This is a genomic window from Maritalea porphyrae (assembly GCF_030159895.1).
GTDB lineage: Bacteria > Pseudomonadota > Alphaproteobacteria > Rhizobiales > Devosiaceae > Maritalea > Maritalea porphyrae.
This window is the reverse complement of sequence record NZ_BSNI01000002.1, coordinates 1563385-1585765: the sequence shown is the minus strand read 5'-3', so window position 1 is coordinate 1585765 and position 22381 is coordinate 1563385. Positions and strand designations below refer to the sequence as shown.

18 protein-coding genes are annotated in these 22381 nt (G+C 51.0%); 6 read left to right on the top strand and 12 right to left on the bottom strand.

Translation table 11 applies throughout. The features are described from left to right. Positions 1 to 10: 10 nt before the first annotated feature. From QQL65_RS11140 to QQL65_RS11120, 5 genes are all read right to left on the bottom strand, one after another. The gene (locus tag QQL65_RS11140; RefSeq protein WP_284364530.1) at positions 11 to 1780 is read right to left on the bottom strand and encodes a SulP family inorganic anion transporter; all 1770 of its coding nucleotides are present in this window, start codon (positions 1778 to 1780) and stop codon (positions 11 to 13) included. Between the two features lie 21 nt (positions 1781 to 1801). Continuing rightward, the gene (locus tag QQL65_RS11135) at positions 1802 to 2170 is read right to left on the bottom strand and encodes a protein tyrosine phosphatase family protein (protein WP_284364528.1); all 369 of its coding nucleotides are present in this window, start codon (positions 2168 to 2170) and stop codon (positions 1802 to 1804) included. Positions 2171 to 2245: 75 nt separating this feature from the next. Beyond that, entirely contained in the window at positions 2246 to 3142 is an 897-nt protein-coding gene (locus QQL65_RS11130; protein ID WP_284364526.1) for an MBL fold metallo-hydrolase, read from the bottom strand. 16 nt (positions 3143 to 3158) lie between these two features. Beyond that, a complete protein-coding gene (locus QQL65_RS11125; RefSeq protein ID WP_284364523.1) occupies positions 3159 to 3599 on the bottom strand; it encodes a DUF6691 family protein in 441 nt (146 codons plus the stop codon). A gap of 1 nt (position 3600) precedes the next feature. Further along, entirely contained in the window at positions 3601 to 4029 is a 429-nt protein-coding gene (locus QQL65_RS11120; RefSeq protein WP_284364519.1) for a YeeE/YedE family protein, read from the bottom strand. 90 nt (positions 4030 to 4119) lie between these two features. On the opposite strand from QQL65_RS11120, the gene QQL65_RS11115 reads away from it, so the two are divergent. From QQL65_RS11115 to QQL65_RS11100, 4 genes are all read left to right on the top strand, one after another. Beyond that, positions 4120 to 4422, top strand: coding sequence for an ArsR/SmtB family transcription factor (locus QQL65_RS11115; protein WP_284364518.1), 303 nt, complete (start codon positions 4120 to 4122; stop codon positions 4420 to 4422). A gap of 97 nt (positions 4423 to 4519) precedes the next feature. Then, on the top strand, positions 4520 to 5338 hold the full coding sequence (gene panB / locus QQL65_RS11110; protein ID WP_379863365.1) for a 3-methyl-2-oxobutanoate hydroxymethyltransferase: 819 nt from the start codon (positions 4520 to 4522) through the stop codon (positions 5336 to 5338). Continuing rightward, positions 5335 to 6186 carry a pantoate--beta-alanine ligase gene (gene panC / locus QQL65_RS11105; protein ID WP_284364515.1) on the top strand — a complete coding sequence of 284 codons (852 nt, stop codon included), beginning with the start codon at positions 5335 to 5337 and terminating at the stop codon, positions 6184 to 6186. Before panB ends, panC begins: the two co-directional genes overlap by 4 nt. Before the next feature lie 42 nt (positions 6187 to 6228). Further along, entirely contained in the window at positions 6229 to 6711 is a 483-nt protein-coding gene (locus QQL65_RS11100; protein WP_284364513.1) for a methyltransferase family protein, read from the top strand. A gap of 43 nt (positions 6712 to 6754) precedes the next feature. Here the strand turns inward: QQL65_RS11100 and QQL65_RS11095 are convergent, their stop codons facing one another. Together QQL65_RS11095 and QQL65_RS11090 are read right to left on the bottom strand one after the other, a co-directional pair. Further along, a complete protein-coding gene (locus QQL65_RS11095) occupies positions 6755 to 8614 on the bottom strand; it encodes an ABC transporter ATP-binding protein (protein WP_284364511.1) in 1860 nt (619 codons plus the stop codon). Between the two features lie 80 nt (positions 8615 to 8694). Then, positions 8695 to 10539 (bottom strand): ABC transporter ATP-binding protein, encoded by a 1845-nt coding sequence (locus tag QQL65_RS11090; RefSeq protein ID WP_284364510.1) that lies wholly within the window; start codon positions 10537 to 10539, stop codon positions 8695 to 8697. Between the two features lie 163 nt (positions 10540 to 10702). On the opposite strand from QQL65_RS11090, the gene pepN reads away from it, so the two are divergent. Next, complete coding sequence (gene pepN, locus QQL65_RS11085) at positions 10703 to 13339, top strand: aminopeptidase N (RefSeq protein ID WP_284364509.1); 2637 nt, start codon at positions 10703 to 10705, stop codon at positions 13337 to 13339. Between the two features lie 165 nt (positions 13340 to 13504). Then, positions 13505 to 14947: a sensor histidine kinase gene (locus QQL65_RS11080; RefSeq protein ID WP_284364507.1), complete on the top strand. Its 1443-nt coding sequence runs from the start codon at positions 13505 to 13507 to the stop codon at positions 14945 to 14947. Between the two features lie 8 nt (positions 14948 to 14955). Here the strand turns inward: QQL65_RS11080 and QQL65_RS11075 are convergent, their stop codons facing one another. The 5 genes from QQL65_RS11075 to QQL65_RS11055 form a co-directional block, all read right to left on the bottom strand. Then, positions 14956 to 17784 carry a bifunctional [glutamine synthetase] adenylyltransferase/[glutamine synthetase]-adenylyl-L-tyrosine phosphorylase gene (locus tag QQL65_RS11075; RefSeq protein WP_284364506.1) on the bottom strand — a complete coding sequence of 943 codons (2829 nt, stop codon included), beginning with the start codon at positions 17782 to 17784 and terminating at the stop codon, positions 14956 to 14958. A gap of 54 nt (positions 17785 to 17838) precedes the next feature. Then, complete coding sequence (locus tag QQL65_RS11070) at positions 17839 to 19233, bottom strand: HAMP domain-containing sensor histidine kinase (RefSeq protein WP_284364505.1); 1395 nt, start codon at positions 19231 to 19233, stop codon at positions 17839 to 17841. Continuing rightward, positions 19226 to 19897 carry a response regulator transcription factor gene (locus QQL65_RS11065; protein ID WP_284364503.1) on the bottom strand — a complete coding sequence of 224 codons (672 nt, stop codon included), beginning with the start codon at positions 19895 to 19897 and terminating at the stop codon, positions 19226 to 19228. The genes QQL65_RS11070 and QQL65_RS11065 overlap by 8 nt, the downstream gene beginning before the upstream one ends. A gap of 73 nt (positions 19898 to 19970) precedes the next feature. Continuing rightward, positions 19971 to 21467 (bottom strand): Do family serine endopeptidase, encoded by a 1497-nt coding sequence (locus QQL65_RS11060; RefSeq protein ID WP_284364501.1) that lies wholly within the window; start codon positions 21465 to 21467, stop codon positions 19971 to 19973. 134 nt (positions 21468 to 21601) lie between these two features. After that, positions 21602 to 22354: a sulfite exporter TauE/SafE family protein gene (locus QQL65_RS11055; RefSeq protein ID WP_284364498.1), complete on the bottom strand. Its 753-nt coding sequence runs from the start codon at positions 22352 to 22354 to the stop codon at positions 21602 to 21604. Positions 22355 to 22381 lie beyond the last annotated feature (27 nt).

Genomic DNA, 22381 nt, shown 5'->3' with positions numbered 1-22381 from the left:
TGCGGTTTCGTTACTTGGCGTTACCTTGTGCGGCATTGGCCAAAGTAGTTTGGGTGCACGTTTCCGGCGCCACAGCGCAAATTGCTTGGTATTGGCTGAGGAATATCTGCCCTGTCAGATGATGCATAAAATCTGTGCGTTTCAGCTTATCCATCACTGGTCCTTTGATCTCGGAGAAGTGAAGTTTCACGCCCAAAGAGTCGAGGCGTTCATTAATTGCCTCAAGGCTTTCAAGTGCCGAAGTGTCAATTTCGTTGACGGCTGGGCACATCAAAATCACATGTTTGAGTTCGGGGCGATCCGCGACCAGATCGTAGACGCGATCTTCAAGGAAACGGGCATTGGCAAAGTAAAGGCTTTCATCAACACGAAGTGACAAGACATGCGGATTGGTGCGCACATCATGGCGGTCTATATTGCGAAAATGCTCGGTGCCTTCCACCAATCCAACAATCGCCGCGTGCGGACGAGATGTCTTATAGAGATGCACGGCAACGGACACCAAAACACCAGTCGTAACGCCCAGTTCAACACCGAATAGCAACGTAATCGCCATCGTCGTCGCAACAGCTGCAAAGTCAGCTTTGGAATAGTTCCACGTGCGCTTTAGGATCGAGAAATCAACCAAAGTCATCACCGCGACAATGATGGTAGCGGCCAAAGTCGCCTTGGGTAAAAAGAACAATAGTGGCGTTAGAAACACGGTCGCCAATGCAATACCAACGGCAGTAAAAGCACCAGCTGCTGGAGTTTCCGCGCCAGCGTCAAAATTGACCACTGAGCGCGCAAAGCCCCCTGTGACGGGATAACCACCGCCGAAAGCGGAAGCAACGTTGGATGCGCCAAGGCCAATCAGTTCTTGGTTGGGTTCGATCCGCTGGCGGCGCTTGGCCGCAAGGGTTTGGGCAACCGAAACCGATTCAACAAACCCAATAATGGAGATGAGAGCGGCAGAGCCCGCCAGCGAAAACACCAATTCTAAATCTAGTTTGGGCACTTGAAGGCCCGGCAAACCTTGGGGCACCTCGCCAACCAGCGCAACGCCCTGCCCGCCAAGTCCAAAGCCAAATGCGACCAATGTTGTTGCAGCAACCGCAAATACGGGCCCTGTTTTTGCCAAAATATCAGCAAGACGCGGCTTCAATCCCAAATATAGCAACCATGGCTTTAAGCCCTTCCGCACCCAGAACAAAAAGGCTGTGGCAACGACACCAATTGCCAATGTGAAGGGGTTTACCTGGTGAAGATGAGCAACAATTGAGGTGAGCAATTCATATAGATTATGCCCGTGCGCATCGATGCCCAAAATGTGCTTGAGCTGCGACGTCGCAATGATGATGCCAGATGCCGTAATGAAGCCTGATATCACCGGATGCGACAAAAAATTTGCCATGAAGCCGAGGCGCAACAACCCCATGACCAACAGCATCAGGCCAGAAATTAGCGCGAGCGCCATGGCGGCAAATATATATTCTTCGGTCCCCTGCAAGGCGAGCTTGCCAACAGCTGCGGCGGTCATAAGGGAGATCACCGCAACCGGGCCAACCGCAAGTGTGCGGCTGGAGCCAAACAATGCATATGCCAGCAATGGCAGAATGGAAGCGTAAAGGCCCATTTGTGGCGGCAAGCCCGCCAACAAAGCATAGGCCAAGCTTTGCGGGATCAGCATGATTGTGACGATGATCGCAGCAACCAAATCGCTGGTGAGCACGTCGCCATTATATTTGCTGCCCCAATCAAAAATTGGCAGCTTTTTCAATCGCTTGATGATTGGTGACATGGCGTGATCCCGCATTAGATGTTATTTACCCATTGGCACATGCATTGCGGTCGCTTCTTGGTTGAGCTCCCACAAAGAATGCGCGCGCATGCCTGAACGGCAATAGCCAAGAATGGGTTTGGGCATATCGAAATAGCCTTTGGCGAACTTGTCGACATCGGCACCACATGCTTGGCCGGGGCGAATAGGCACATGCAGGGCTTCAATCCCCAAGGCTTTGGCTTCGCGAGCAATGTCAGCAAATCGTGGTTGGTTGCCTTCTTCGTCGTCTGGACGGGCGCAAATGATAGATTTTACGCCCTGTTCGGCCAATGTGGGTAGATCAGAAAAGCCAACCTGGCCGGAAATATAAAACTCGTCGGTGATGCGTTTGATGTTCATTTTGGACATACGCTCCTTGAATTTGGCGAACGCCTTGAAAGGCGCTGCCAAAGGTTTGAAAACAGAAACAATGGTTTGCATAAATTAGAGCTTGTTCACTGGAACTTTGAAGAACACGTCGCCTTGCTCATCCGCTGGGGGCATTTTGCCAGCACGCATGTTCACCTGCAGTGAGGGAATGATGAGTTTTGGCATATCCAACGAAGCGTCGCGCTCTTCGCGCATCTTCACAAATTCATCTTCAGAAATGCCGTCTTTAACGTGGATATTGTGGTTTCGCTCTTCAGCTACCGAAGTTTCCCACTGAATGTCGCGACCATTTGGACCATAGTCGTGGCACATGAACAATCGCGTTTCATCAGGAAGTTGCAACACGCGTTTTACCGAACGATATAGAGTGCGTGCATTACCACCTGGGAAGTCGGCACGCGCCGAGCCTCCATCTGGCATAAACAATGTGTCGCCAACAAATGCGGCATTGCCAATTGTGTGCGTCATACAAGCGGGTGTGTGGCCCGGCGTATGCATAACATATGCGGTGAGATTGCCGATTTGATAGCTATCCCCATCTGTGAAGAGCTGATCGAACTGCGAGCCGTCGCGTTGGAATTCGGTGCCCTCATTGAACACTTTTCCAAAAACGTCTTGCACAATGGTGATGTTTTCACCAATGCCCAATTTGCCGCCCAATTTGCCCTGGATATAAGGAGCTCCAGACAAATGGTCCGCGTGCACATGGGTTTCGATCAGCCACTCCAATTCAAGTTCATTTTCTTTGATGAACTTGATGATCTGATCGGCTCCACCGTAGGAAATCCGACCTGCGGCATAGTCAATATCCATCACGGAATCGATTACGGCGCATTTGTTGCTGGTTGGATCTTGGACCACATACGAGATGGTGTTTGTCGGTTCATCAAAGAACGCCGTGACAGTAGGTTGCACATCAAGTTGCGGTGTAAATGGTAGTGGCTCGATCATAAATCGCTCCTATTTCTTAGTTGTGTGTTTTGACGGTCTTGAACGCGTTTCTTCCGCGCAAGAATTTCGCCAATGTGATGCCGACAATCATTGAGCCGACAAAAATGAATGGGTCTGGAATGGCCAAACCAAGGGCCGGAATTGAGCCACCTGGGCAAAATCCGGTGATGCCCCAACCCACGCCAAACGCGGTTGAACCAGCGATGAGTGGCAAATCAATTTGTTTTGCTGCAGGCAGCGAAAACACATCTTCAAACACTGGATGCGGGCGTTTCAAAACGAAGTAATAGCCGACTGCGGTTACCACTAACGCCGAAACCATCACGAGCAACAAGCTCGGATCCCAAGTGCCAGCAACATCGAAGAAATTGATCACTTTTGCTGGGTTGGCCATGCCACCCACAGTAATGCCGATGCCAAAAATCAGCCCAATGATAAAGGTTGAGATCAGTTTCATTTTAGATCCCTCCTAGAATGTGGCGCACCACATAGACGGTGATAAATGTTGCGGCCATAAAGGTCGCTGTTGCGGTGATTGAGCGCAGCGAAAGGCGCGCCATGCCGCAGACACCGTGACCAGATGTACATCCTGAGCCATAATTGACACCAACACCGACAATGAAACCGCCAACGATTACCGCGCCGAGTGAAACAGGATTTTCAAATGGAACCGCAGTGCCGGTGATTGCGGAAACCGCAACCGGTCCAGCAATTGCGCCAAGCAGGAATGTCGCCCGCCAAGCCCAATCGGCTTGGATAGGTGGCAAAATACCTGCCAAAATACCGGTCATACCGGCAATACGACCGTGAAAGGCCATAAGCAAAACAGAAGCGAGCCCAATCAGGCTGCCCCCCAAGATTGCTTCCAACGGCGTAAATTCCGTCATAGTTCTCTTTACCTCGCTTTACACACTGCCTACAAAGGGCAGAAAATCATCCCTTGCATTTCTATATGCTTATATTCTAATATAGTCAACATGAACATTGAAGAACTTGAAAAAAATGCTGACCAGGCCGCCGAATTACTCGGCGCTATGGCTAATGCTAAACGCTTGGCAATTTTGTGCAATCTTGTTGGCTGTGAAAAGCCGGTGACCGAACTTGTGGAGCTGGTGGGCCTTAGCCAACCGGCACTTTCACAACATTTGGGCAAGCTGCGTGCATTGCGGCTGGTAACGACAAGACGGCAAGGCAATGTGATTCACTATTCGCTGGCATCAGCGGAGGTAGAATCAGTGCTGGAGACGTTGCACGACATTTATTGTGCGCCTAAAGCCTAAACAGCATTTGTTGATTTATTTGGCGATCCGCTCTATTTAGGCGATTGGCTCGGTGTGGGGTTGAGCCTAATGTTTGTTCGGTCAATCGGGAACCAATATGAGTGCGTCAACCAGCAAGAAACCCATGAGCGCCAAGAAAATTTTGGACATGAAGGGCGGCGAGCCCATTGTGTGCATCGCGGCCTATACAACCCCTATCGCCAAAATGGCGGACAAGCATTGCGATTTAGTCCTTGTTGGTGACAGCGTCGGCATGGTGCTGCATGGCCTCCCCTCTACCCAAAGCGTTAGCGTTGAGATGATGGTTATGCATGGCCAAGCCGTGCGACGCGGCGCGGACCATGCGCTTGTGGTGGTAGACATGCCGTTTGGCAGCTATGAGGCCAGCCCCGAGCAGGCGTTTGAAACCGCTGCGTATATCATGCAAGAAACTGACTGCACCGCCATCAAGCTTGAAGGCGGCGCGCATATGGCGGAAACCATCGACTTTTTGACCACGCGCGGCATCCCCGTAATGGCGCATGTGGGTCTAACGCCTCAGTCCGTTAAAGGAATTGGTGGCTATGCCGTGCAAGGCCGCGGCGAAGATCGTCAGCGAGTGCTTGACGATGCGAAAGCAGTGCAAGATGCCGGTGCGTTTTGTGTGGTTCTGGAAATGGTCACAGAAGAGTTGGCCAATGAAGCAACCAAATTGTTGGACATTCCAACCATTGGTATTGGCGCATCCAACCAGTGCGACGGTCAAGTGCTGGTCATCGATGATATGTTGGGCATGTTCCAGGATTTCAAACCTAAGTTTGTGAAGCGCTTCGCGGACTTGGGCGCCGATGCAGAAAAAGCAATTGCAGAATATGCGCAAGATGTGCGCTCACGCGCTTTCCCGGCGGCTGACCACGTATATGCGGACAAGAAATGAAACCGTTGATCGTTCGCACTGTCAATGAATTACGCGCGCAAATTGGCGCGTTGCGCAAGGCGGGAAAGACAGTCGGACTGGTGCCGACAATGGGGGCTTTGCACGAAGGCCATTTGAGTTTGGTGCGAGCTGCAGGGGCAGCTAATGACGCGGTTGTGGTGTCGATTTTTGTAAATCCAACACAATTCAATGACCCAAACGACTTAGAGAAATATCCGCGCGACGAAGCAACCGATGTGGCGCTGCTTGAGCCTTTGGGTGTGGACATTGTTTGGGCGCCTCAAGTTGACGAGATGTATGCCGATGGCTCTGACACCAAGGTAACTGTTGAAGGGGTAAGCGAGGGGCTTTGCGGCGCGACACGCCCAGGGCACTTTGATGGCGTTGCGACGGTGGTCACAAAGCTTTTACTGCAGGTGTTACCGGATACAGCCTATTTTGGGCAGAAAGATTATCAGCAATTGGCGGTGATCAATCGCTTTGTCAAAGACCTCAATATCCCGGTGGAGATTGTTGGTTGTCCGATTTTACGTGAAGATGACGGCTTGGCCATGTCATCACGAAATGTGCGGCTGAGCGACAATGGTCGTGTGCTGGCACCTGTGCTGTTTCAAACACTTAGCGAAACTGCTGCGCAAATTGATTCAGGAAACGAGGTAGTTTCTGCAATTCAATTGGCTGAGAAAAAGCTGCTAGATGCGGGCTTTGAAGGCATTGATTATCTTGAAATGCGGAGTGCCGACGACTTGTCGCCAATGACAGAATTTGACCGGCCTGCCCGCCTTTTCGTCGCGGCGTTTTTGGATGGCGTGCGCCTAATTGACAATGTGGTGGTCAAGGGTCGATAATTTCATCTCAGATGCACGCAGGACGTGCAGAAAGGGGATGAGATGAGTGAACACACACGCGACAATCCCAATGGGGTGATTTTTCCACCGCTTCTTCTATTGATTGGTTTTGTGCTGGCAATATTGCTGGAATGGCTGCTGCCGATTGTGTTTCTGGCACCGGCATTTCAATCCAAATTCCAAACGGGATTCAGCGCAATATTGGCGCTTGTTGGCGTTTCGATTGCCATTTTGGGGGTCACAGAGTTGCGCAAACATGACACGCATGTTGAACCGCACAAACCCGCATTGTTTTTGGTCAATTCAGGCATCTACAAGCTGACCCGTAACCCAATCTATCTCGGTATGGTCATTTTCTTTTTGAGCACCAGCATTTTCTGGAATCTGGAATGGGGGGTGATTATTACGATCCCCGTGTTCCTGACGCTGCACTACGGCGTGATCAAACGCGAAGAAGCTTACTTGGCGAACAAGTTTGGCGCCGCCTACATGCTGTTCCGCAAAGAAACGCGCCGCTGGCTTTGATACTTGGCGGCGCAGACATTCTGCGCCACCAATCTCAGGTTTGTTAGGCGGTGAGTTCTTCTTCATCCGCTGGGTTGATGAACCCGCCGGATTGGCGCTTCCAAAGCTGCGCGTAAACGCCGTCTTTTTGCAACAATTCGTCGTGCGAGCCATCTTCAATGATCTTACCCTGATCCATGACAATTAAGCGATCCATTTCGGCAATGGTGGACAAGCGGTGCGCGATGGCAATCACGGTTTTGCCTTCCATCAAGCGATGCAATTGCTCTTGGATCGCTGCTTCAACCTCACTATCGAGCGCTGAAGTCGCTTCGTCCAAGATCAGAATTGGTGCGTCCTTCAACAGCACGCGCGCAATAGCAACACGCTGACGTTGACCGCCTGAAAGCTTAACGCCGCGTTCGCCCACATGCGCATCATATCCTTTGCGTCCCGCTGGGTCTGTCAGCTCTAGGATGAAGTCATGCGCTTCTGCCTGTTTCGCAGCGGCGATCATCATCTCTTCGGTTGCATCAGGGCGACCATAAAGCAAGTTGTCGCGCACCGAGCGGTGCAAAAGCGAGGTGTCCTGGGTCACCATTGCCAAGTTTTTGCGCAATGTGTCCTGTTGTACTTCTGAGATGTCGTGCCCATCAATAGTGATGGTACCCTGCTCCACATCATAAAAACGCAGCAGAATATTCACTAGCGTAGACTTGCCGGCGCCGGACCGACCAACCAGACCGACTTTCTGGCCGCGCGGCACGGTAAGGTTTAGCTTTTCGATGACGCCCTTTTCGCCGCCATAATTGAAGGTCACATCGTTGAAGTTGATGTCCCCGGAAACCGGTGGCAATGGCTTTGCATTTGGTTTGTCAGACACAAGACGCGGCAACGAAATCGAGTTGATCCCGTCTTGAACCGTACCGATATTCTCAAACAGGGCCGCCATTTCCCACATAATCCAGTGGGACATACCCCATATCCTCAAGATAATGCCAAGCGCGATTGCCACAGCACCAGGCATGACTGCACCATTCATCCACAAGCCGATGCCGATCGCTGCGACTGAGAAGAACAAAAATGAGTTCATCAGCGTGATGCAGATCTCAAGACCAGAGCTGAGACGCATTTGGCGGTGAACCGTGTCCAAGAACATATCCATGCTTTCTTTGGCATAGGATTGTTCTCGGTTTGAATGGGAAAATAGCTTCACCGTTGCAATGTTTGTGTAGCTATCCACTACTCGCCCGGTCATCAAAGAACGCGCGTCCGCCTGTTCAGCTGAGATTTTGCGCATACGCGGCACAAAATATCGCATTGCTGCTGTGTATGCAGCCACCCACACAAGAAACGGCACCATCATCCGCCAATCGGCAGCCAATGTGACGAACAGAATGCCCAAGAAATAGGTGACGACATAGACCAGAATATCGAGGACTTTCATCACTGTTTCACGCACAGCAAGTGAAGTCTGCATCAATTTTGTGGCGATCCGCCCAGCAAACTCATCTTGGAAATATGACATCGACTGGCGGATCAAATAGTTGTGCACATTCCAGCGAATACGCATGGGGAAGTTGCCCAAGAATGTCTGATGCAAAACCAAAGATCCAAATGCACTCATTAGAGGGCGCGCGACCACAACAACTAGGCCCATAAACAATAGGCTGGGCCATTCATTGGCTAGAAAAGTCTTGGGATCGGATTGAGATAACCAATCGATAATGCTGCCCATAAAGCTGAACAACAAGACTTCTGTCAGCGCGATCAAGGCAGAGGTGAGCGCCAGCATGATCAGCCAAAACTCCATACCTTTTGTGTAATGGCGACAAAACGCATAAAGCGTGTTTGGCGGCCGCGTTGGGTCCTCGGAGGGATAGGGTTCAATTTGGCTTTCGAACCAATCAAAAATTTTGCGCATTGTGACGACCTATTTAAGAAGTTTTTTCTTTTTTTATATTCATAAGGCGGAAGGAGCAACCCATTAAGTCGCTCCAACCTCTATTCTGCAGCTGCAAACCCGCCAGACTGACGCTTCCACAACTGGGCATAGTGCCCATCTTGCTCGAGCAGTTCATTGTGCGTGCCTTCTTCCACTACTTTGCCTTCATCCATGACCAGCAACCGGTCCATGGCGGCGATGGTAGACAAGCGGTGTGCAATGGCGATGACGGTTTTGTCGGCCATTAGCTCTTGCAATTGCTCTTGGATGGCTGCTTCAACCTCACTATCAAGTGCCGAAGTTGCCTCATCGAGCACCAAAATTGGCGCATCTTTGAGGAGCACACGGGCTATGGCAATTCGCTGGCGCTGACCGCCAGAGAGTTTCACGCCACGTTCGCCAACTTTTGCGTCATAGCCTTTGTTGCCATCTTCATCCTGCAAGCCAACAATCACATCATGGATTTTGGCGCGCTTTGCTGCCTCAACCATTTGCTCATCTGTTGCATCGGGCTTGCCGTACTTGATGTTGTCGCCAACCGATCTGTGCAGCAGCGAAGTGTCCTGCGAAACAAACCCAATGGCTTGGCGTAGACTGTCTTGCCCGACCCGTGAAATGTCTTGCCCATCAATGCTGATGACACCCTTTTGTGCATCAAACAGACGAAGCAGCAAATTGACAATGGTCGACTTACCCGCACCTGAACGACCAATCAGGCCGACCTTTTCGCCCGGTTGAATGCTGAGGTTCAATTCATCGATGACCCGTTTGTCTTCACCGCCATCATAGTTGAACTTCACATCCTCAAAGCCAATCGCCGCTTGTTGAATTGCCAAATCAGGCGCGTTTGGTTCGTCGACCATGGTAAGCGGCTTTGAGATGGTTTCCATACCGTCGCGCACTGTGCCCATATCGCGGAAAATGCCGGACGCAACTTCCAAAATCCAACCAGAAATGTTGAGCAACTGCCAAACAAACGGAACGATCATGGCGAACTGTCCTGTTGTGATCAGGCCCTTGTTCCACCAAGACAGGGCCAAATAACCTGTTGTGATCAGCAATGCAGTGTTGATGACAAACAAGCTCATCCACATGCGTGAGAACACGCGCATCAAAAGTCGGAACTGCTTGATGTTCTCGTCAACAGATTCAGAGACATATTTGTCTTCTAGATTGCCGGTGGCAAAGGTTTTGAGCGTCTGGATATTTGAATAACAATCCACCATCCGCCCGGTGACGACCGACCTAGCGTTGGAGTTGATCTTTGATTGTTTGGCAATCGCAGGCAGCGAGAAATACATCAAAAGCAAATACGCCGCTGCCCACCCGAGAAGTGGGAACAAAAACACAATGTCTTGGTTCGCCAATACGCCCGATGCGACGATGAAGAACACGATCATGTACCAAACCGCATCAATCACTTCCATGGCGCTATTTTCAAGCGATGGACCGGTTTCAAAGATTTTTGAGGCAATACGACCCGCAAAATCCTTCTGGAAAAACGTCCAGCTTTGGCGCACCACATGCCAATGAGATTGCCAGCGGATACGGCCAACCAACGAAGGCACAATGGTGTGATACTGGATCAAAATGTCCAAAATAAAGATCGATGGACGCAACGCCAGCGTGATGGCCATTGCCAACAGCAAAGTGCCTTGATCTTTGAACAAGGTTCCCGGCTCGGTGCCAGACACCAGATCGACAATAGTCCCTAAGAAAATTGGAATCATGGCATCAATCGAGGCGCCAATTGCCACGATGATCACTTTAAAAATGATCGGCGTGCGGAACTGGCCCAGAAAGTACCAATAGAAATTCATCAACCCCATCGGCGGATGGGGATCTTTTTCGATATGAGTCGGCGAATAGTGCTTCTCAAACCAAGCAAAAATAGTGTCAAACATGTCGATTACGCAAAAAAGGTTGGCAAGCTGGTTTGAATCAACCAGCCTTTCAGATTATATGCGGTGGACGGATTTGGCTGTAGCGGTTCTGCCACAGTAATTCACTTTTAAACTATATCGCCGATCAGCTGGCGCAAAAATACAATGGGGACAACAGCTTACCATGGCTAAAGACGACAACACCACTTACATGAGTGACTATAAACCAAGCGATTATGTGCTTGCGACCACAGAACTAGACGTGGTGTTTGCGCCTGATGAAATGGATATTAAGGCTCGCTTGGATTTTAGTTTGCGCGAAGGCGTTGCGCCGGGCACACCCCTTAAACTTGACGGCGAGCATATGGATTTGGTTGCTGTTGCAATTGACGGGCGGGCGCTTGATGAAGACGAGTATGAGGTGACTGAAAAGCACCTCATTGTCAAAAAACCACCGGAAGAATTTACCCTTTCGACCATTGTGCGCGTAAAACCAGAAGCCAACAAAGCGCTTGAAGGTCTTTATCGTTCCAGCGGCGTGTGGTGCACCCAATGTGAGGCCGAAGGGTTTCGCCGGATTACATATTCCTACGACCGCCCTGACGTGATGTCGGTATATACCGTGCGTATGGAAGCGGACAAAGCGCAGGCGCCAGTGCTGCTCTCCAACGGCAACCCAGTTGAAAGCGGCGAACTTGAAGGCAATCGCCACTTTGCAGTTTGGCACGACCCGCATCCCAAACCTTCTTATCTCTTTGCGATGGTTGCGGGTGACCTTGCCCATATTGAAGACAGCTTCACCACCATGTCGGGCAAAAATGTTGATCTCGCCATTTATGTCGAACACGGCAAGGAAAGCCAATGCGACTGGGCGATGGATAGTTTGAAACGTTCCATGAAATGGGATGAAGAACGATTTGGTTGCGAATATGACTTGGATGTTTTCAACATTGTTGCCGTGTCCGATTTCAATCTCGGCGCGATGGAAAACAAGGGCCTCAACATCTTCAACGACAGCTGCATTCTTGCTGATCCACAGACTGCGACTGACGATGATTATGAAAAAGTCGAAGCGATTATTGCCCACGAATATTTCCACAACTGGACCGGCAACCGCATCACCTGCCGTGATTGGTTCCAGCTTTGCTTGAAGGAAGGTCTGACGGTTTTCCGCGATGAAGAGTTTACAAGCGATGAGCGCTCACGCGCGGTGAAACGCATTGTGGATGCGCGCGACCTACGCGCTTACCAATATGCAGAAGATTCTGGCCCATTGGCACACCCGCCTCGCCCAAATCAGTTCAAAGAAATCAACAACTTCTACACCGCCACTGTTTACGTAAAAGGCGCGGCAATCGTACGCATGATCCAGACTTATCTGGGCAAAGACATGTTCCGCAAAGGGATGGATATCTATCTCGAGCGTCACGATGGCGATGCGGCAATCATCGAAGATTTCGTGAAGTGTTTTGAAGATGCGAGCGGCAAAGACCTTTCGCATTTGCAAAAGTGGTACACCGTCGCTGGCCGTCCTGAGGTCAATGTTACGCATAGTTATGATGGTGAAAACAAGCGTCTGACCATCAATCTGGAGCAAGTGAACAAGCCAACTCCAGGCGATGAACACAAAGACCCGAAGTTCATTCCAATTCGATTTGGTTTGGTCTCCGATAATGGCGAAGATTTGAGCTGGGACAGCGTGACGGGCGCAACAGTTGAAGACGACTTGATGATCCTTGATCAAGCCAAACAAACGGTCGTGTTTGAGGGCGTTTCGAGCAAGCCCACATTGTCGCTCTTCCGAGATTTCTCTGCCCCTGTGAGCGTTGTTTCGGACCTCACCATGGCGGATAAGCTAAACCTTGCACGTTTGGACAAAGACCCATTCAACCGCTGGGACAGCCTACAAAATGTGGCGCTGGATATACTTGTTCCGGCCGCAAAACTTAATGGCGAAGACCCAACGGCTGAGGATTTATCGGCTTTGGCGGAAGCGTTCCGCTCAATTTTGACAGACAACGCACTTGATGAGGCGTTTAAAGCCCTCGCCCTAAGCCTTCCGACGCAAAATGTGTTGGCGGAGCATATTGGCCAAGATGTAGATCCAGAACGCATCTACAATGTACGGCGTACGGCGCTTTCTGCCATCGCAGCAAAGATTGAGCCGGAGTTGGCCCAAACTTACAAGTCATTGGTGGAAGAGGGCGACTATTCGCCGGACGCGCGTTCAGCTGGTCGCCGCGCATTGAAAAACCAGTGCTTGAGCCTGTTGCTGGCGGCTGATGAAGATAAAGGCGGTCAGGTGGCCGTTGCGCAATATCATGCTGCGACCAACGTTACGGATCGTCGCGCAGCGCTTGCGACATTGGCGGCATCCAACCATACAAATGCGCCAGAGTTGCTACAGCACTTCCGCGACAATTACTGCGATAGCGTGTTGGTGTTTGATAAATGGCTCAGCCTTAACGCCATTATTCCAGACGATGCGGCGCTTGATCGCGTTAAATCGCTTATGAACGACGAGAAGTTCAACATTGAAAACCCGAACCGGGTGCGCTCGCTGATTGGCGGTTTTGCGGCCAACCAAGTGCAGTTTGGGCGCAAGGATGGCGAAAGCTTCCAATTTGTTGCTGACTTGATCGCAGACATCGATACGCGCACGCCACAATTAGCGGCACGTCTTTTGACGCTTTTCCGGTCGTTCAAGAACTACGAATCAATTCGTAGAGAAGCGGCCAAATCAGCGCTTGAATCGTTGCAAAAATCGCCGAAACTTTCGCCTGATTGCTCAGACATTTTGGAACGCACTTTGGCCGGGTAAATTTTTTTACCCATTAAGTGATTCAAAAGACTCAAAGTTTTTTGAGACCATTAAGAAGTTATGAATTGGGGGCTCGACAGGAGTCCCCTTTTTGATCCAAACTCTTAGCAACGAGCAGAGCCGAATATGCTTTGCGGGGGCTTTATTTGATACTGGAGAAAACAGATGTTGACGACGGAGCAATCCGACGGCGCTGATAAGGGATTCCGAGCATCACAGAATGTGATGGTTGACCCAGCGGCAGATCAGAAATTTTCACTCAGCATTTTATCTTGGCGTGATCTTTACCCGCCCTCGCGTGACACAGTTTTTGACGCCACGAAAATCCTCATCGCCCTGTTAATTGTTGCAGCGGCGATTTTCTTTTCGGAAAATTTGGACATCGCACCGCGCGCAGCAATCGCCATCGCGGCAATCATTTTCGCCATCGCACTTATTCAGATGGTCCGCCTTGACAAGATCGAAGCAGAAGCAGACACGACCCCACGTATTTTACATGACACGTTGGAGCACATGCCACATGGCTTGGCCCATTGGGATGCGAACGCTCAGCTGTTGTGGTGCAACAAAGCCTATCGCAAGTTGATGGGTTTGGATGCAAATAAGGCCGAGCAAGGCGCACCCTATGCCGAGATTATGACCGAAGCGGCAAACCCAATTTCATTTGATGCGCGCAAAGATGACGAACACCATCGCGTGGTCATGGCAAAATGTGCAGATGACAAAGTAATCCGGATTGAGGACATATCTGATCCAGACCATCATTTTGTGACCGTGATCACGGACAATACCGAGCATCACAAAGCAGCGCAGGATAAGAAAAACCTAGAGCAACAGTATCGCGAGCTTGCAAAGCAATATCATGCCGAAAAAATCGCTGCTGAAGCCGCAAGCCGATCAAAAACAAGCTTCCTCGCACACCTTAGTCACGACATGCGCACGCCGCTGAATCACATCATTGGATTTGCAGACTTAGTTCAGCACGAACCATACGGGCCGCTAGGCGACAATCGCTACGCCAACTATATTGCGGACATCAAACGATCTGGCGAAGCCCTATTGGATAGTTTCGCATCAATTCTGGATCTTGCGCAGCTTGAAGGCGGCGAAACGGTTCAGAACAACCAAGATGTCGAAATGTACAAATTCGTTCAGCAGAGCCTGCGCCGCCATGCGGCACGAACCAAGCGGGCCGGCCTGAAGCTAGAAGCAGTGAATGTTTGCGAAAGTCATGTGGAAGCAGACCCTGCATTACTGCGCCGGATGATCGACAATCTGATCGACAATGCAATCCGCTTTACGCAAGAAGGTGGCTCGATTGTGCTGAACTGCTGGTGCGGCAATGACGGTGTGGTTCTGGAAGTTACCGATAGCGGCATTGGCATGCCCAAAGAACGAGTTGAGTTGCTTTCGCAACCATTCATTTTAGGCGAAGCAGCCTTTTCCAAAGAGCATAATGGGCTTGGGCTCGGCATCGCAACATCGCGCGCTATTGCGGAGCTTTCAGGTGGCTCCTTGGTGATCGACAGCAACCCTGGCATCGGTACCACCGTCGCTATTACGTTGCCGACAAAGACTGCAGATAGCACTTTAGAAAAAGCCGCTTAGCGATTCTTTTATTTGACAAATTGGTCAAACCGCAACGCCGAGTTTTCTTGGCGCTGTGCCAGTTCATCCTGCAGCATATCTAGGCTTGGAAAGTTAGTCGTTCGGGTCAACAACTCGACAAAGCCATCACCCCAATTGTCCACTTTAACTGTTTCGTTTTGGCAAGCGGCGGTGAGTTGCAGCACTGTATTGTAAAGCGCATGTGTCTCAATCAGCCGCGCTGCGTCTTCGATCAACTTCGCTTTTTCCAGCGCTTGAAACACCTCTATTGGTGGCACCTGTGGCGCTGCTATTTTTTGACCATGGGCCAACTGGCCAAACTGAGCGATAAATTCAAGGTCGATCAAGCCACCATTCGCAAGCTTAATGTCCCAAACCGATTTTGGCGGCCGCTCTTCAAGTAGACGCTGGCGCATTTCACGAACATCGGTCACAAGCTTTTGACGGTCTCTGGGGGAACTAAGGATGCTCGCGATTTCATTATTGATACGCGCGTCCAAATCACCATCTGCGAGTACGACGCGCGCTCTTGAGAGCGCCATATGCTCCCAAGTCCAAGCGTCTTCACGCTGATAACGAGAAAACCCGCGCAAGCTGGTAGCCAAGGGCCCCGCATTGCCAGATGGGCGCAAGCGCATATCGGTCTCATACAACACACCCTCAGCCGTTGGTGCTGAAATAGCGGCAACCAAACGCTGGGTCAATCGAATGAAATAATGTGACGTCGCCAGTTGTTTCTCACCGTCAGAAGCATCGCTACCTTCAGGGGCGTCATAGATCAGGATGAAATCCAGATCAGATTGCGCATTCATTTCGCGGCTGGCCATTTTGCCAAAGGCCAACAAAGCAACTTGTGCGCCCGGCACTTGCCCATATTTGCGTTCAAACTCTTGCCGAACCGCTTCAAACACCCAGTTGAGAAGAATTTCCGCCAATGCGCTATATTGTTTTGCAGCGGCTTCCGCATTCAAGGTTCCAGCGACCAAGCCAGCGCTAATCAGGAATATCTGCTCTTGTCCAAATATGCGCGCACGATCGATTAAATCCTCATAAGAGCGCGCCTCGCCCAAAAACTCTTGCGCACGGGTGTCTATCGTCTGCGCACTAGGCACTTCGTCATAAAAGGCAGGATCGATTAGCCCATCAACAATGTGTACGCGACGCAAAATTGCATCGGTCATGCGCGGCGCCGCAGCCATAAAATCAATCAAAACCTGCTGAAGACGTTGATTGGAATGCAACAGCGCGAAAAGCTGAACGCCTGCGGGTAGCTTTGAAATGAAGAAGTCGAAATGTCGAAGCGCTTCGTCTGCATTTCGGGCATTGGAAATATTGCGCAACAAGCTGGGAATTAGCGCTGTGAGCGTCTGACGGGCTTTGTCAGCGCGCGTGGCTGCATAGCCGCCATAATGCCACCGCTTGATGGTCCTAATCGCCTCTGAAGGGTCTTGGAACCCGATTTCCGACAATTTGGTCCATGTGGAGGGATCATCATCGCTACCGGTGAACACCAGATTATCGAGCTCCCCATCCTCTTCGTCATCGATAAACAGATCGCCATAGTGTTCAACGACCGCGTCTAGGCATTCGCGATAAGCTGTTTTGAAGGTTTCGACATCGTCAAATGGCAACAACGCAACAATCGGTTCAAGCTGTTGGTCCGTGTCGGGCAGCACATGAGTCTGTTCGTCATTCAGCATTTGCACGCGGTTTTCAACAGATCGCAGAAACCAATAGCGGTCGATCAATCCGTGTGCGACGTCGGCTGATATCCAATTTGTGGCGGCCAATGCATTTAGAGTGTCGCAGGTTGCACGTGTGCGCAACAACGGGTCACGACCGCCAGCAATCAGTTGTTGAACTTGCGCGAAAAACTCAATTTCACGGATGCCGCCGCTGCCCAACTTCACATTGTGCCCAAGGACCGTGCGCCCAGCGACGTTTTTCGCGGTGTTGATTTGTCGTTTGATGGTTTTGATGTCGCCAATGGTGGCGAAATCCAGGTGCTTGCGCCAGATAAACGGCGCCAACTCTTTCAGGAACAACTCCCCTGCCTCGATATCGCCAGCGCATGGACGTGCCTTTATCCAGGCGGCGCGCTCCCAGTTTTGGCCGCGCGATTCATAATAAGCAAGTGCGGCGCCCGTCGATATAGCAACCGGAGTTGAACCCGGGTCTGGACGCAAGCGCAAGTCCGTGCGGAAGACGTAGCCGTTTTCATCGCGTTCCTGCATGATGGCTGCAAGATCTCGCACGAGTTTTTCATAGATACGGCCAACACGCGGATTGTCAGCAATCGGTGAGCGCGTCAAATCGTAGAACGTCACCACGTCAATGTCAGAAGAATAGTTGAGTTCGAGACCGCCATGCTTGCCGAGCGCCAGAACCGTTAGGCCAGACTGCCGCGCAGCGGAAAATGCTGGATCAAGCTCAACACCTAGTTCGGCGAACCGGTTCGTAACAAGAAAATCAAGAGCAGCATCCAAGCTTTTATCTGCAAACAAAGCCAGCCACTCTGTTGTATCTTTGGCGGTCGAAGCGCCTACGATCTCTGCAACAGCGGAAATCAGCGCCATTTTTGCTTTGAGTTGGCGCAAATGCGCCCGCAATCCCAGCTCATCGAGATCAAGCGATGCCGCGCCTTCTGTTTCGGAAAGGATGGATGCAATTGTGTCGCCCACGGGGCGAGTTAGCGCACTGTCAAACCATGACAAATGTGTGTGCGCGCAATCAAAAAGATAAGGCGCAGCGGCAAAGATCGGCCGCAGATTATCCTTGCAGTTTTGCAGATTTTCCAGCGGCACCTCAATACTTGAAAGCGCCCCTTCCCATGCCATGTCATTTCCAAATGATGAGTTGAACGATTGGACATAACTGGCAAGTGATTGCATTTAGTTTTCCGTTGGCAAAATGAGCCGAATGCGCGCACCCGGCTGATTGTCGAGAATCTCTATCTCTCCTTTATGCAACCGCGCGACGGCGGCGACAAGGCTTAGGCCCAATCCTGAGCCAGGTTCTGAACGTGACTTTTCCAACCGCACAAACCGTTCCAACACGCGCTTTCGTTCAGCTTCTGGAATTCCTGCACCATTGTCGGCGACTTCAATGAGTGTGTTCCCCGCTTCGGCGCGCAATTCAATTGTGATTGCTGGTTCGTCCTTCGCGTCCGTGGCATATTTGATGGCGTTTTCAACTAGGTTCACCAGCGCCTGACCGATCAATTCCTTATTGCCTTTAAATGCAGGCAACTTGGCGGTTTTCGTTGAAATCGTGATTCCACTATCTTCGGCAACCGGTTCATATAGTTCGCAAATGTCGGCAATGACATCGGATAGATCAATCTCAGTGAAGGCACTTGAAGGAGATCCCGCTTCAACGCGCGCAATCAATAATAACGCGTTGAATGTGCGGATAAGCTGATCACATTCTTCAATCGTTGTCTCCAGGGCCTCGCGTTGTTTTTCGGGTGGCGTGCCATCTTTAAGTGCACCTTCAACTTTATTGCGAAGTCTGGTGAGCGGCGTTTTTAGATCGTGCGCCACATTGTCTGTGACCTCTTTGAGGCCCTGCATCAACTGTTCAATACGCTCAAGCATGGCGTTCAAATTTGTAGCGAGACCGTCGAATTCGTCATTGCGCTTGGTTACCGGTATGCGTTCGGACATGGACCCGGACATGATTTTGCGCGCCGTGTCGGAAACAGTATCAATGCGCTTGAGGACGGAACGGGCCGAAACCACGCCAACCACTACGGAAAGCAGGATTATCCAAACCACGCCCCAAACGAACGCTTGGAAGATGGCGGCACTAAACCCTCGTCGTTCAACAATATCGCGCCCCACAACGAGGCGAAAACCGTTTGGCAGATGAAAGCTTTTGACCAGCGCGACGCCTTGAGCCTTCGGATCATCATCGTTCAAACCATCGCCGCGATCATATTTGAAGGTGTGTGTGCCCGGATTCTCCAAAACGTCATTTGGGATGCTCTGCACATTGCCCGCAGTTGCAGTGCCCGCAGGATCAGAAATGTAATAAATTCCCGGACCAGGTCTGTTTGCCGAACGTTGCAATGCGATGGCTAGGCCGCGCATCCCCTGTCGTTGATACTGTCGATTTAGCTGGCTGATTTCATTATCAATCGCTTGCAGCTGTTGGCGCTGAATTAGTATCGAGGTTTGAAAGGCAATGTAGGCCAAAATCGCAATGGCGAAGACGACAAACATTGCAATAAGCAACGCGGTCAGTCGAAATGTGGTGGTTCGCCAAAGTTGCCAGAAGCTATGCACGGATCATATATCCCGCACCACGAATGGTGTGCAGTAGTTGGGTCTTGCGCCCTTTATCAATTTTTGTGCGTAAGCGCGACATGTGCACATCAATAACGTTGGTTTGTGGATCAAAGTGATAGTCCCACACATTTTCCAGCAACATGGTGCGCGTCACCACTTGGCCGGCATGTTTCATCAGATATTCAAGTAGGCGAAACTCGCGCGGCTGCAAGGTGATTTTTTCACCTTCTCGTTCCACATTGCGGGACAAACGATCAAGACTTAAGTCGCCAACTTGGTAAGCCGTGGATGCTTCAGACGGAGAGGAGCGCCGCGCCAGCACTTCAATGCGCGCGAGCAACTCAGAAAATGCGTAAGGCTTTGTGAGGTAATCATCGCCCCCTGCCCGCAAACCGGTGACGCGGTCGTCTACCTCGCCTAGTGCAGAGAGAATTAGTGCGGGCGTTTCGTCATTTTCCGCCCGGAGCGACTCAATAATTGAAAGCCCGTCTCGGCGGGGCAACATGCGATCAACGATTAGGATGTCATAATCCATGGAGCTGGCCATGGCGTATCCGGTTTCGCCATCTGCAGCGTGATGCGCAACGTGACCTGCCTCATCCAAGGCTTGAATGAGATAGTTGGCCGCTTCGCGATCATCTTCAATCAAAAGAATCTTCATGGGGGCCAAACTACCTCTTACTTAGATCAAGAACAATTGCTGGCCGCCCGTTTTGGGCGACCAGCATATTTGTTTACTCTAGTGGCAAGCCAACAAAGCGGGAATTGCCATCACGGGATGTTTTGATCAAGATCGTACCGCGACCCGCATCTTTCACTGCTTGCATCGCTGCTTCAAAATCAGCCACGCTATTCACAGCCTTTGAATTAGCCTGCAAAATAACGTCCCCTGGTGCGAAACCTTTTTCAGCGGCAATGCTGCCATCCACAATATCGACCACAACAAGCCCGTCGCCTTCATCGTTTGGCACGAGAACAAGACCTGTTTCCATTTCTTGTGGCTCCATCGGATCGATCGGAGCCTCTTCCTCTGGCTCTACCAAAGCTTGCTCGTCGGTCAGTGTTGCCAGTTTCACATCGAGCTTTTGACGAGCGCCGTCACGCCACAATGTAATTTTGACCTCAGTTTCCGGGCTGAACTGACCGATAATCCGCGCAAGATCTCTGGCATCGTCGATTTTCTCGTCATTGACGCGCAGGATAATGTCCCCGGATTGAATGCCCGCTTTTTGGGCTGGTGAATCTGGGCGCGGTTCGGTGACCAATGCGCCGGTTGCTTTATCAAGGCCAACGCTTTCTGCAATATCGTCGCTCACATCTTGGATAGACACGCCCAAATATCCACGGGTCACTGTGCCATCATCCATCAGGTCAAACACGACCTGTTTCACAACTGATGCGGGGATAGCAAAGGCAATGCCGACATTGCCGCCACTGGGTGAGAAGATCGCGGTGTTCACACCAACAACTTTGCCTGTTGTATCAAACGCAGGACCACCCGAGTTGCCCCGGTTAACTGCAGCGTCGATCTGGATAAAGTCGTCATATGCGTTGGCGTTAATGTCGCGACCACGCGCCGAAACGATACCGGCTGTCACTGTGCCGCCGAGACCAAACGGGTTACCGATGGCCACGACCCAGTCGCCGACGCGTGCTTCAGCTTCTGAAAACTCGACGAACTCAAGATCGTTCGCAGCTTCAATTTTCAACAATGCCAAATCTGTGCGTGGGTCAGTGCCGATGATCTTGGCATCCATTTCCGAGCCATCATCCATAACCACGACAACTTCCGCAGCGTCTTCAACAACATGGTTGTTTGTTACGACAAAGCCGTCGGCTGAAATGATAAAGCCTGAGCCCATGGACTGGCCAAAGCGCGGACGTTGTTGGCGGTTTTGATTGCCATTGCCGCGTGGGCCAAATTGGTCATCAAATCGCTTGAAGAAATCCTCAAACGGATGACCTTCTGGCAGATCCGGCATTTCAAAGCGATCGTCAAAACGCGGTCCGCGTGTTTGAACGATTTCGGTTTTGACGCGGATCGATACAACCGCAGGACGGACGGCTTCCACCAAGTCAGCAAAGCTGAATGGCGCCACGTTTTGCACTGCGATTTGTGCGTTTGCAGGAATGGAAGTCGAAGCCACTCCAACAAGAGCGGTTGTTGAAATTAGTGCTGCTGCGGTAATCGCAGCGATTTTCTTTGTTTTAGGCAATTTCATCAGGTTCATGAAGGTGTTCTCCCAAAAAGAATCCGTTCCCAATCGAATTGCCCTATATTTGGAATATGTCCCCTTTCGGCATCATGAAAGGAACATTAAACTTTTGTAATGTTGGGGGCGAAACTGTGGCTTGATTGGGGCTTTTAGATGGATCGGTAGATCAGGATGGCCGCGATGATCGTCATGGCGATTTTGAACGCCTGGCGGAAGGCTTTTTCGGGCAACCGATCTAAAAGCTTGCCGCCGACCCAAGTGCCAGCAAACCCCGCAACTACCATGGCGAAAAGTAGCGCTGCGTAATCGTAGAAAGAAAAACCCAGGAAGATAAAAACCAGGATTTTGGCGACATTTTGGAACGTCATCAAAAGCGCATGGGTTGCTACGAACTGCTTGCGGTCCTCTATGAACTTTAAAAGGCCAGAAACGATTGGCCCACTCACGCCTATAATCATGGAAATGAACGCTGCAAAGCCACCAAATCCAAACAGAGCAATGGGCTGGCGGTTTCTTGAGGATGGCTTGGGTCCCCAAACAGAATAGAGAAGAAATGCGGCGATCAACAGAGTGAATAGTCGATTGGGCATCCATACCGCAACCTGACCGCCAAGGATTGCCCCTGGAATGCCGCCCAGTGCGAACCAAATGGCATATTGCCACTGCACATCTTTGCGCCGTAAATAGGCGCGCCCGGCATTGGAGCCAAACTGCGCTACCCCATGCATGGGCACAGCAATCGCTGCGGGCAGGAAGAATGTCAGAATGGCAATCAAAGCGATCCCGCCGCCAAGGCTAAGCGCAGCGGTCAGCCCGGACGTAAAGAACGCAGATATGATCAGAATAAGTGATGTCCAACCGTCCAAACCGGCAGGCACCACCATGGAAAACAGGTTGGCCATAGCGACTTGATAGCCCTATGGCCAGAT

What these genes read in the sequence shown, in the direction of transcription:
- QQL65_RS11140 (WP_284364530.1), bottom strand. Translation starts at nt 1,780, where the DNA reads ATGTCACCAATCATCAAGCGATTGAAAAAGCTGCCAATTTTTGATTGG.
- QQL65_RS11135 (WP_284364528.1), bottom strand. Translation starts at nt 2,170, where the DNA reads ATGTCCAAAATGAACATCAAACGCATCACCGACGAGTTTTATATTTCC.
- QQL65_RS11130 (WP_284364526.1), bottom strand. Translation starts at nt 3,142, where the DNA reads ATGATCGAGCCACTACCATTTACACCGCAACTTGATGTGCAACCTACT.
- QQL65_RS11125 (WP_284364523.1), bottom strand. Translation starts at nt 3,599, where the DNA reads ATGAAACTGATCTCAACCTTTATCATTGGGCTGATTTTTGGCATCGGC.
- QQL65_RS11120 (WP_284364519.1), bottom strand. Translation starts at nt 4,029, where the DNA reads ATGACGGAATTTACGCCGTTGGAAGCAATCTTGGGGGGCAGCCTGATT.
- QQL65_RS11115 (WP_284364518.1), top strand. Translation starts at nt 4,120, where the DNA reads ATGAACATTGAAGAACTTGAAAAAAATGCTGACCAGGCCGCCGAATTA.
- panB (WP_379863365.1), top strand. Translation starts at nt 4,520, where the DNA reads ATGAGTGCGTCAACCAGCAAGAAACCCATGAGCGCCAAGAAAATTTTG.
- panC (WP_284364515.1), top strand. Translation starts at nt 5,335, where the DNA reads ATGAAACCGTTGATCGTTCGCACTGTCAATGAATTACGCGCGCAAATT.
- QQL65_RS11100 (WP_284364513.1), top strand. Translation starts at nt 6,229, where the DNA reads ATGAGTGAACACACACGCGACAATCCCAATGGGGTGATTTTTCCACCG.
- QQL65_RS11095 (WP_284364511.1), bottom strand. Translation starts at nt 8,614, where the DNA reads ATGCGCAAAATTTTTGATTGGTTCGAAAGCCAAATTGAACCCTATCCC.
- QQL65_RS11090 (WP_284364510.1), bottom strand. Translation starts at nt 10,539, where the DNA reads ATGTTTGACACTATTTTTGCTTGGTTTGAGAAGCACTATTCGCCGACT.
- pepN (WP_284364509.1), top strand. Translation starts at nt 10,703, where the DNA reads ATGGCTAAAGACGACAACACCACTTACATGAGTGACTATAAACCAAGC.
- QQL65_RS11080 (WP_284364507.1), top strand. Translation starts at nt 13,505, where the DNA reads ATGTTGACGACGGAGCAATCCGACGGCGCTGATAAGGGATTCCGAGCA.
- QQL65_RS11075 (WP_284364506.1), bottom strand. Translation starts at nt 17,784, where the DNA reads ATGGCATGGGAAGGGGCGCTTTCAAGTATTGAGGTGCCGCTGGAAAAT.
- QQL65_RS11065 (WP_284364503.1), bottom strand. Translation starts at nt 19,897, where the DNA reads ATGAAGATTCTTTTGATTGAAGATGATCGCGAAGCGGCCAACTATCTC.
- QQL65_RS11060 (WP_284364501.1), bottom strand. Translation starts at nt 21,467, where the DNA reads ATGAACCTGATGAAATTGCCTAAAACAAAGAAAATCGCTGCGATTACC.
- QQL65_RS11055 (WP_284364498.1), bottom strand. Translation starts at nt 22,354, where the DNA reads ATGGCCAACCTGTTTTCCATGGTGGTGCCTGCCGGTTTGGACGGTTGG.